The sequence below is a fragment of the Vibrio sp. RW genome (genome assembly GCF_027587105.1).
Lineage (GTDB): Bacteria > Pseudomonadota > Gammaproteobacteria > Enterobacterales > Vibrionaceae > Vibrio > Vibrio toranzoniae.
Genome location: NZ_JAPPTM010000050.1, coordinates 1 through 9845 on the forward strand (window position 1 = coordinate 1; position 9845 = coordinate 9845).

Annotated in this window: 10 protein-coding genes; 2 read left to right on the forward strand and 8 right to left on the reverse strand. The window is 42.6% G+C overall.

Annotation, left to right across the window (positions count from 1 at the left end):
* The 7 genes from OCT63_RS20905 to OCT63_RS20935 all read right to left on the reverse strand — a co-directional run.
* Positions 1-935: putative bifunctional diguanylate cyclase/phosphodiesterase (locus tag OCT63_RS20905; protein ID WP_269984539.1), on the reverse strand; the 935-nt coding region annotated here is incomplete at its 3' end.
* Between the two features lie 16 nt (positions 936-951).
* Positions 952-1749 carry a PAS domain-containing protein gene (locus OCT63_RS20910; protein ID WP_188731938.1) on the reverse strand — a complete coding sequence of 266 codons (798 nt, stop codon included), beginning with the start codon at positions 1747-1749 and terminating at the stop codon, positions 952-954.
* Between the two features lie 212 nt (positions 1750-1961).
* Positions 1962-3410 carry a dihydrolipoyl dehydrogenase gene (locus tag OCT63_RS20915; protein ID WP_188731940.1) on the reverse strand — a complete coding sequence of 483 codons (1449 nt, stop codon included), beginning with the start codon at positions 3408-3410 and terminating at the stop codon, positions 1962-1964.
* A gap of 146 nt (positions 3411-3556) precedes the next feature.
* Positions 3557-3835: a glutaredoxin 3 gene (gene grxC / locus OCT63_RS20920; protein ID WP_188731942.1), complete on the reverse strand. Its 279-nt coding sequence runs from the start codon at positions 3833-3835 to the stop codon at positions 3557-3559.
* A gap of 129 nt (positions 3836-3964) precedes the next feature.
* Complete coding sequence (locus OCT63_RS20925) at positions 3965-4576, reverse strand: glutathione S-transferase N-terminal domain-containing protein (protein WP_188731944.1); 612 nt, start codon at positions 4574-4576, stop codon at positions 3965-3967.
* Positions 4569-5513 (reverse strand): YeeE/YedE thiosulfate transporter family protein, encoded by a 945-nt coding sequence (locus tag OCT63_RS20930; RefSeq protein ID WP_269984540.1) that lies wholly within the window; start codon positions 5511-5513, stop codon positions 4569-4571. Before OCT63_RS20930 ends, OCT63_RS20925 begins: the two co-directional genes overlap by 8 nt.
* Before the next feature lie 104 nt (positions 5514-5617).
* A complete protein-coding gene (locus OCT63_RS20935; RefSeq protein ID WP_188731948.1) occupies positions 5618-6142 on the reverse strand; it encodes a YkgB family protein in 525 nt (174 codons plus the stop codon).
* Between the two features lie 171 nt (positions 6143-6313).
* On the opposite strand from OCT63_RS20935, the gene OCT63_RS20940 reads away from it, so the two are divergent.
* Together OCT63_RS20940 and OCT63_RS20945 are read left to right on the forward strand one after the other, a co-directional pair.
* Positions 6314-7168: an AraC family transcriptional regulator gene (locus tag OCT63_RS20940; RefSeq protein WP_188731950.1), complete on the forward strand. Its 855-nt coding sequence runs from the start codon at positions 6314-6316 to the stop codon at positions 7166-7168.
* Positions 7169-7695: 527 nt separating this feature from the next.
* A complete protein-coding gene (locus OCT63_RS20945; RefSeq protein ID WP_269984541.1) occupies positions 7696-8508 on the forward strand; it encodes an AlbA family DNA-binding domain-containing protein in 813 nt (270 codons plus the stop codon).
* Positions 8509-8627: 119 nt separating this feature from the next.
* Here OCT63_RS20945 and OCT63_RS20950 read toward each other — a convergent pair whose 3' ends face one another.
* A complete protein-coding gene (locus OCT63_RS20950) occupies positions 8628-9677 on the reverse strand; it encodes a DNA-binding protein (protein WP_020744755.1) in 1050 nt (349 codons plus the stop codon).
* Positions 9678-9845: the final 168 nt, after the last annotated feature.

Genomic DNA, 9845 nt, shown 5'->3' on the forward strand with positions numbered 1-9845 from the left:
AAGATAGTATCAATCTCGTTAAGCACTTGAGCTTGTTGTAGTTGTTTAACGGACAAGTTAACGCTAACTTTTATCTTTTGCGATGACGGGAACTTGCGCCTCCAATCAGCTAGTTGATGACAAGCTGTTCGTAAAATCCATGCACCAAGAGGCAGAATCAGACCTGTCTCCTCGGCAATGTGAATAAAACGGTCCGGTGAGATCATTCCTAATTTTGGATGTCGCCAACGAACCAAAGATTCAAAGCCTAACAAATTCGCTTCAGGGAGTGTAACGATTGGTTGATAAACAAGAAAGAACTCTTCGTGATCAAGTGCTTTTCGAAGGTCATGCTCAATTTGTAGCTGCTTAAGCACATTGGTATGCATTTGATGATTAAAAATCTTATAACATGATCTACCATTAGCCTTCGCCTGATACATCGCAATGTCGGCGTTTCGCAACAAATTATCTGCTGAGGTTTGGGGAGAATCCGCAATCACTATACCAATGCTTGCACTGACAGCAATATTACGGTTCTCGATGAAAAATGGGGCTTTTAATTTGGTTAACAGGTTGCTCGCAATATTAGTGACACGATCAACATTTTCAACATCGCGAACCACAATAACGAATTCGTCTCCACCCAAGCGGGCAATAAAGCTCGTTTTGGGAAGATCATTCTTTAATCGCGCTGCTATCTCAATTAAGACTTTGTCACCGAATGAATGCCCTAAGCTGTCATTTATGATCTTAAATCTATCCAAGTCCAAAAACAGAACAGCAAAATAACTACTAGGCTGGCTATCTAGTGTTTCTAATTGTTGTGTCAGATGCTGAATTAAAAAATTGCGATTGGGCAGCTCGCTCAGTGAATCATGCAAGGCGTCATATCGCAGCTTTTCTTGCATCGCCATTTTTTCTGAAACATCACGTGAGGTTGCTTGTATTTGCACTACTGCACCCTTTTCGTCATATATTGGGCGCATCAATGACTACATCCAGCGGAACTCCCCTTTTAAAATCGCGCATGCGGTAAATGAGAGGTTCTTTGATTTGAGCTGGGTTTTCAAACATATTCATCAGACGAGCGTAATCATCAGCGTGACAGAAGCTTGCAGGCATTTGCCCAATTAACTCGTGTGACTTATAGCCTAACAACGCCAAACTAGATGGACTGACATACTCAAAACATCCAGTGGGGCTATGTAAACAAACCAAATCACTCATGTTTTCGGCTAATAACCGGAAACGAGCTTCGCTATCCTTTAATGCTTGTTCAGTGGCAAGACGCTCTGTCACATCGATATCAATGCAGTACATTTCCGGCTCGCCTTGCCGATTACTCAACAATACGTGACTAGAGAATACATGTACGGGTTTGCCGTCTTTTCTTCGCAGAGTGACCCCCGCAGCTGGCACAGGTTTCCCATGATTGATCCAACGTTCAATAGAGTCGATAACGTGCTGATGAAGGTTGGTGGGAATGATCAAGTCTTCGATACGTTTACCCATCGCCTCTTCCGCTGAGTATTCGTAGACAACTTCACTTGCTTGATTCCAGTAAACGACACGGCGTTCACTGTCGTAACCTTGCACGGCGATTTGAGTCGTATCGTTAAATAGTTGCCGAAACCCCTCCACCCAATCCTGTACCCAGTCAGAAGGCGTCCAGTAAGAGTCAGCAGGCACTTTCATTGTATTTGCCTTCGTATATGCTCTCTCGTCTTTTTCGTGTTTGTCTTTCCACGCGACCTTCGGCTTTTTCATGCGACCTCGCATCAGTTTTATTGTGTTATCTAATTGCCACAATATTTAATTACCTTAACCACCTTACTTTTGTTCAATAACCGTCTGGTTAATTGACAGACGACTGAACTGCGAACACGCTTAATTAAAGTCGGTAACTTTTCCAAGTAGAGTCATATAAAAGGCGCAGTCGTTGAAACTTGCGCCCTACTTTTGCGATTCTATATTTGAGTCTAAGCCCCGGGGCCACAATCAATACAATTAAGAGGCGGTTGGGGTCCCATGTTAAGTTCGTTAAGAAGTAATCGAAGCCCGGTACGCAAGCCCTCCTCGATAACTGGATGATAAAATGGCATTTGTAAGATTTCGCCTACTGTCATACGCATTTGGATTGACCATGAAAGAAGATGCGCCAAATGCTCATGACTTGGGCCTATCATTTCAGCCCCTAATAAGATACCCGTTTCTTTCTCTCCATAAAGTCGCATCAATCCTTTGTTAACCAACATGACACGAGCTCGCCCTTGGTTTTCAAAACTGACACTACTTGATGCAAAGGGTACTTTGCTCGCTACTAGCTGACTGTATGACTTACCTACCGTTGCAATTTGAGGGTCCGAGAACACAACGCCTAATGGTGTTTTTCGCGCCCGCTTGAAGACCTCTGGAAAACGTCCAGCGTTCTCACCGGCAAGTCGTCCCTCATCGGATGCTTCATGCAGCAAAGGTATATCACCATTTACATCACCTGCGATAAATATATGGCTATGGCCACATTGCATTGACAGCGGGTCATAAACTGGAATACCTCGCGTATCTAGCGTTAATTGGGTATTTTCAATATTCAAATTATCTACGTTGGCACGGCGTCCGGTTGCTGCAAGTAAGTATTCAAACACTTTTGTTTGCTCTTGACTGTCAGGTTCAGATTTAAACGTGATTTCTACGCCTTCAGCAACCCGTTTTATCGAGGAGACTTCTCCATTACTGTGAAACGGAAACTCACTTTTAAATACACCTAAGGCATATTCCCGTATGGCAGGATCTGATAGAGGACCTACAGCATCATTGGCGCCAAAAAGATGGGTGTCTACACCGAGCCGATGCAATGCTTGCCCTAGTTCTAAACCAATAACACCTGCGCCGAATACTGCGACCGATTTGGGCAGGTCATTCCAGTAAAATACGTCATCGTTTGTGATTAATCTATCTTCAGCAGCTTCAAAAAACTTAGGAATATTTGGACGTGAGCCTGTGGCTATAACTATGCGCTCTGCTCTGATCGTTTCCCCATTCGACAAGGCAAGCGTGTGCTCATCAATAAACTTTGCGTATGCTTTTACTTTGTGTGTTTCGTCAAATCCATCAACGTCTTCATTGACAAATCCTACAAACCTATCTCTTTCTTCACGGACACGTTTCATTATTAATTGTCCATCAACACTGGGCACACTACCTTGCAAACCAAATTGTTCAAAAACAGCTGCGCGATGACGAGCCTCAGCAGGCGCGATAAGCAGTTTAGATGGCATACAGCCGACTCTTGCGCACGTTGTACCGTATTCACCGCCTTCAATTAGCGCAATACTCTTCGTAAATTTCAATGCCTCTCTATACGCACCCATGCCGGCGGTACCAGTTCCAATTATCGCTATGTCTACCTGTTTTAGTTGATTATCCATTTTGTTTCCCTAGTGATTTAAGCTGATGCGACATAGTCGCCGCTAAAACTATTCTTATTTAAGATTTACAGTTGATGAGACACGCGCACCTGAAACTTCTGAAATGGTTTCATTTCACAAATGCGCAGTGCCTTTATTAAAAAACGTTAAGCATTATCCGCTTGAGAAACGTGCTTTTCGATGCTGTCCAAAAGTCCGTTTCGCAATGCATACTGAAAATCATCATTTCCACCAACATGCACATCGTTAATAAAAATTTGGGGAACAGTTTTGCGTTGACTTCTGTCCATCATCTCTTTGGTTAACGTTTTATTTCGGCCAATATCTAATTCTTTAAATGCTAAACCTAGCTGTCGCAACGTCTCTTTGGTCTGTTTACAAAACGGACAATAGCCTTTGGTGTATACTTCTACTTTGGGTGTCATTACTTTTCCTCATCATTAAGTGATGGTTTAAGTATGATGTAGTCAGTGAAACCAACAATGCCCATTCGTCTCTAAAACAGACACTGATCGTCTATCTTTAACAAAGCTTTATTGCCTATTTGTGTATCACTATAATTCAGCACCGATGCTGTAGGCTTTGATTACCGCAGGGCGTTTCGCAATTCGATTCATCCACTTTTCAGTAGCAGGATAGACCGACAAATCAATGTTTAAGTAGTTACCACTACCTGCTTTTAGCCACGGAAAAATCGCCATATCAGCAATACTGTAGTCTCCGGCAACAAATTCAGTTTTTTGTAACTGTTTTTCCAGTACGCCTAATAGCCTATGAGTTTCTTTATGAAAACGCTCAAGTGCATATGGTATTGGCTCGGGGGCTGCATTGGCAAAATGACCATTCTGTCCCATCATTGGCCCTAAACCACCAATCTGCCACATTAACCATTGCAAGACGTTGTAGTGTTCTACGGTGTCGCTTGGCATAAATTGTTTTGTTTTTTTTGCGAGATATAAAAGGATCGCACCGGATTCAAAAATGCTTATATGATTGTCAACCAGTGCGGGTATTTTATTGTTGGGAGATATATCTAAAAAAGCGGGTTGGAACTGCTCGTTTTTGCCGATATCTACTGGGTGTAGACGGTAGTCAACATTGGCCTCTTCAACAAATATCAAAGGTTTGTAACCGTTGGGGGTTCTCCACAGATAAAGGTCAATCATTGCTTTTCTCCATTGTGAGCAACTTATAGTTTAGCTCTAAAAACACACCAATTGCAATAGTGACTACCGCGATAAAAAGAGCGGCCACACCATAAATAGCGTTTCCCGGCATTGCCCATAACAGCAGACTATCGTTCCCGCCTGGGATCATGATCGCGCCGAATCCCATCAATATGCCGCCTAAAAAGTTTCGTATCGCTAGCCTAAATGAGAAACGAGCACAAAATACGTTCTTAAGATACATACCCAGCATTGCGCCAAGAAACACCATAATCGCAGATACATCTTGTTCGCTAAATTCACATACACTTCTTGTACAGATTAATTTGCCAAGTACGGAGGTATAACTCCAAGTGGGGTTAGCCGAAAACAATAAACCACCAAAAACTCCAGCACCTAACAGAAAGAACATCTGGTATTTCTGTTGATAAATCAACTTTACAAGACCCCAAATGAACGCGATAGCAAAGAGCCCGAAGAACACGTGGTTTTTTATGCCGTTAGTATCCTTAGCATGCGTCTGAAAGATTTCAATAGGCCCAATAGAAAGGCTTAGTGGAAAAAGTAACATGGCGATTAATACGCCAAGAAGTGTAAAAGTGAAGTGATAATTTCCCTTCCCAATTTCTGCGATGCTGCCCAACATGCAAGCGCCGTTGACTAAAGCCCCTAGCCCCAACAATACGCCACCCGCAGCAAGCGATGCATCAATAGAAACGTGGCTCGGCATTGAAAAAAGTGAAATCTCAGCCTTTGAAATAAAGAGAAGCAAAACCGCAGAAGAACTAGCAGCAAAAAGTAACCCAAGTAACCAATCTAGCTTGCGGTGTACGAGTAAACGATTAACGGCCGCAACGAGACAGCCATTTATTTGAGTAAGACAATAACCAAGTGCAAACGCGACAAGAGGTATAAACATAGTAGTTGTAGTATACATTTGTTACCTCATTTGAACGACGATAGTCGTTTCAATAATGCTTTACCTTAAATACAAAAACTCGCTAGGCAAAGTCTAGCGAGTCAATATTGATTTGATAAAGGTTACTGGGCTTTAACCAACGACTTTCCTAGAAGCGAGATAGCGGCAGCTAATAGCACGATATCTTTTAATAAAAACTGACCAGGCACAACATTAAGTGCAGGAAAACCACCCAAGCTTGCTTCCCAAACCGGTGCTGATAAGAGAAAACTTGATGTTACAGCGAATGTTGCGATGGCAGCGACACTACCAATAACACCTATAACTCGATTAAACGGGGCAGCAAGTAACGCCAATGCGGTGATAATTTCGACACTACCAATTAAGTTTGAAGCGCCCTGAAGGCTAAAAACGCTGTAAAGCCATGATGTTAATGGGCTAGATGCTACTAAACCTTCAATCGCACCGGCTTCATAGGCGCTAAATTTCATTGCACCAATCCACAATAAAACCGTGACGACCGAGAAACGCAAAGCATAATCGCCAACCTTTACCACTTTCTCAGCAAAACTTAATTCGTTAATTCGGTTTTGGGTATTATTTGTTACTGCGTTTACTGTTGTATTTTCAAGCGTTGTAGAAGTCATAATTTTTCCTTTACTGAGATAATTCTCGTTGTGTTTAAGTATGTTTAAATCGAGTGTACTGCTTCGATAGATTCATTATTGCGCAAATCGAAAACGGTTAAATACGCGAACGTCTTTATTTATTACACTGATCGTCTACTATGGACATCGGTCTTTTTTTAAGGAACAAGCATGGATGTTCTAAGTAATATTCTCTATTCACTCAGAGTACAAGGCAGCGTCTATTTTTGTAGTAACGTTGAACCACCATGGAAGAAAAGCTACGAAAATAGAACATCTGCTGCATTCCACTCTATTCGAAGCGGCACCTGTTGGCTGGAAGTCAACGACAAGGTTGAGCAGCTTTATGCAGGTGACATGGTTTTTGTGGGACCTGGTATACCGCATTATCTCCATAGCGACCATCCTTATGAAGCTGTCCCCCCAAACAAAGAACCGACCTTATTATTATGTGGCGATTGTGATTTTGATGAGGAAACACTTTCTCCATTAAAAGATTCATTGTCAGAGGTGACCGTCGTTACCGACCAAGAAGTGACTAAACATCCATGGCTAAAAAGCACATTTGAACAAATAAGCTCAGAATACATGGCTCAAAACCCAGGTTCAGAAATTCTGGTAAATAAGCTGTCAGAGGTCATACTCGTCGAGTTAATTCGGATAAATTTTGCAAGGCAAAATAAGGGTTCTTTGGTCAATGCTTTGCAGGATAAACGAATCAATAAGGCCTTACAGTTATTGCATGACGAACTCCATTCCCCGTGGACTATAGACAACTTGGCATCTCAAGTTGGTATGTCAAGAGCGGCATTTTCAAAGCGGTTTAAAGATTTAGTAGGTGAAACAGTTTTTACTTATTTGTCACTCATTCGTGTACAAAAAGCAAAAGAGCTAATTAAAACAACGAGTCTTCATATGGATGATATTGCAGCCAACGTAGGTTATGAGTCTGAGCGTGCATTCATAAAAACGTTTTCTAAATACGTAGGCACAACACCCAAGCAGTACAAAAAGGTTAATCAGTGAACAATCAATGCAGAACGAAAACTTATGGGGTAGTGGGGAGCAGGTCACCTCCACTTTTTGCTCCAGCTAGTTATGCTATTTGATTTAATCTTCGGAAGAGTAGAGCCTTACTCAGTTTCTATTGACTGTAAACTTGCACCTTAAGGCTTGAAGCTTGAAAAGTAAGATGATTAACAATAAACGCTAGTATCTTGCCTCGAGCCTGGAATTGTTTGCTAACAGATCACCGAATCTCTAGACACAAAAAAACCGACTCAAAGGTCGGTTTATTGTGTGCAAAGAATTAGATGGATGGTACCAGAGGCCGGACTTGAACCGGCACACCCTCGCGGGCGGCGGATTTTGAAAGTTTGGCGTCTAAGATTAATTGTTAAAAATCAATTATTTATGTCTTTCTTTTAGGCGCTTTGCATGAACTTTGCAAATGATGGCTAAGATCCCATCATTAGTATGCAGATCGACATAGATTAATACGTCTATCTAACGGTACACTGTTTGTCTTGATAGCATTATAAAAGGAACACGATATGCTTCAATACGATCAAGTTTGGACTGATGAGTTTTTTAGAGTAATAGATGCTGACGGTGTGTTACACAGAAGAGAATCTAACTCTATTGAGTTTAAAGCAAAGTTCGACTGGGCAGATAAGAATTTTAAATCAGTAGTTCTTAAAACAGCGGCCGCTTTTGCAAATCGAGCTGGAGGCTTGATTCTCTTCGGCATTGAGGATGCCCCCCACAGAGTCATCGGGATCACTAACTTTGACGAAGTCGACGATGCCGAAATTTCTGGGTATTTTAACGAACACTTGACTCCATCAATTGATTTTAAGCGACATGTCTTCAGTGTTAACGGTATAGATATTGGTGCTTTTCAAATCTTAGAGTCGCGAACAAAACCTATCATCTGCCAAAAGGATTCTCCAAAAACTCACGATTCAGATATTTACTATCGCTACTCAGGCAGAAGCTCCAAGATAAAAAGTGGTGACTTGCGCCAATTACTTCAGACTCAGAAAGACCTTGAAAAAAAGCTATGGATGGACCTTCTCGCTAAAGTTGCACACGTAGGCGTTCAAAACACTGGCTTGGTTAATTTGGCTACTGGCCACTTAGATTCGGGGCAGAACAATTTTATCTTAGATGAAAACATCCTTAATCAGATTAAGTTCTTAGATTCTTATTCAGTACAACAAAATGGTGCTCCTGCTGTCAGAATCATTGGAGATGTTGATCGCACCGCTCAAGTTGTCGAAAGAAATAAGCACATCTTTGAAGAGGATATATTCTCAGCATTTATGGACCAGCGGGGGCATTTGAACGAAAACCTACGGTTTTGAATCCTGTGGCACCCTCGAAACCGTAGGTTTCCGTCAGATAGCCGCTAACCCGGCATTTGCCCTTAAAACTTGGTCATCTTTGGAACATTACTGAATATTCAATGCTGTGACAGCCTTTTTCATAGCGAACCCTGGAGTTGTTTGAATTGTCCTAGGATCATCGCCTTTTCCTGAAGAATTACCTTGTTCTCATCGGTCAGATACGTCACTTTATCCTGGATGGTTTTCACCTCGGTTTTGGTGGCCTTCAAAGCTTGGGATAACACGGCCAATTCCTTATCGACATCTGCTTTCTGAGCAGTGAGAGCTGCTATTTTTTCTGCCAATTGCTCATTTTTATGCTGGTATTCCTGGTTCTTCGTCATGGCGTCTTCAAGGTCGCGCTTCAGGTTCTGGGTCTCATCTACCTTTCCGTTCAAATCCCTGTTTAGCGTCGCATTGGTCTGTTCAAGTTTATCTGCATTGCTTTGTAACTGCGCATTGGCATCAAATAACTCGGACACTCTTGACTCAGCCTGGTCGAACCGGTGTTGCAGTTCCTGCATCTGGTCTTTCAACCCCTGGGTATCGATCCGGAACTGTTCGCGTTCTTGCTGACGGTCTTCGGCAGTGCGCTGCTGATAATGTTCAAAATGATCGCGGATGTCCTTATTTTCCTGCTTAAGTTCCGCAATACTTTCCTTTAATTCAGCGGTTCGCACAATGGCTTCGTCTCGTTGGGCCTCGGCTTTGACCACGCTGATACGCACATCTTCCAGAGACTTGTCTAACGCGCTTTTTTCTTTGTTCTGCCGTTCAATCTGGCTCTCAAGATCCTGTTGTCGGGCAGTAAGTTGCGCGATGGTGTTTTTGGAATCGGCCAATTCTTTGCGGAGTTCTTTATTTGACGCCTCAAATTCCTGACGGGTCTCCTCAATACGGTGGTCGGCCATCTGCTGTACCCGCTCGTGGAGTGATTTCACTACCTCCACCAGGTCATTCGGGAGTCCACCGATATCGGCTACCTCTCCGTTGTCTGATCGCCAACGCTTGAGCAGCGGCGCGATGGTGCTTTTGCTGCCGGTGCCCATATGTTCCCGCACTCGATCCACCGTAGGCTCCTGGCCTTGGGTTTTGATGGCTTCGGCGGCTTTGGCGACATCGTGGTAAGTGACTCCGGCGCGTGCCATAGGGAGATTTCCTCTCAAACTATTTAGTAACGTATTATGTAACACGTAATATAACATTATATTTATGCTTATCAAAGTTTCTTGAGTTTCAATTGTTAACCTTCGATAATAAATGTTATCGTTGGTTATGGTATTAAGCTGAAAATCTTCTGCTTGTAACGCCGGTAC

Excerpts from the sequence above, each read along its gene's own strand:
- OCT63_RS20910 (WP_188731938.1), bottom strand. The coding sequence starts at position 1,749 with ATGAAAAAGCCGAAGGTCGCGTGGAAAGACAAACACGAAAAAGACGAG.
- OCT63_RS20915 (WP_188731940.1), bottom strand. The coding sequence starts at position 3,410 with ATGGATAATCAACTAAAACAGGTAGACATAGCGATAATTGGAACTGGT.
- grxC (WP_188731942.1), bottom strand. The coding sequence starts at position 3,835 with ATGACACCCAAAGTAGAAGTATACACCAAAGGCTATTGTCCGTTTTGT.
- OCT63_RS20925 (WP_188731944.1), bottom strand. The coding sequence starts at position 4,576 with ATGATTGACCTTTATCTGTGGAGAACCCCCAACGGTTACAAACCTTTG.
- OCT63_RS20930 (WP_269984540.1), bottom strand. The coding sequence starts at position 5,513 with ATGTATACTACAACTACTATGTTTATACCTCTTGTCGCGTTTGCACTT.
- OCT63_RS20935 (WP_188731948.1), bottom strand. The coding sequence starts at position 6,142 with ATGACTTCTACAACGCTTGAAAATACAACAGTAAACGCAGTAACAAAT.
- OCT63_RS20940 (WP_188731950.1), top strand. The coding sequence starts at position 6,314 with ATGGATGTTCTAAGTAATATTCTCTATTCACTCAGAGTACAAGGCAGC.
- OCT63_RS20945 (WP_269984541.1), top strand. The coding sequence starts at position 7,696 with ATGCTTCAATACGATCAAGTTTGGACTGATGAGTTTTTTAGAGTAATA.
- OCT63_RS20950 (WP_020744755.1), bottom strand. The coding sequence starts at position 9,677 with ATGGCACGCGCCGGAGTCACTTACCACGATGTCGCCAAAGCCGCCGAA.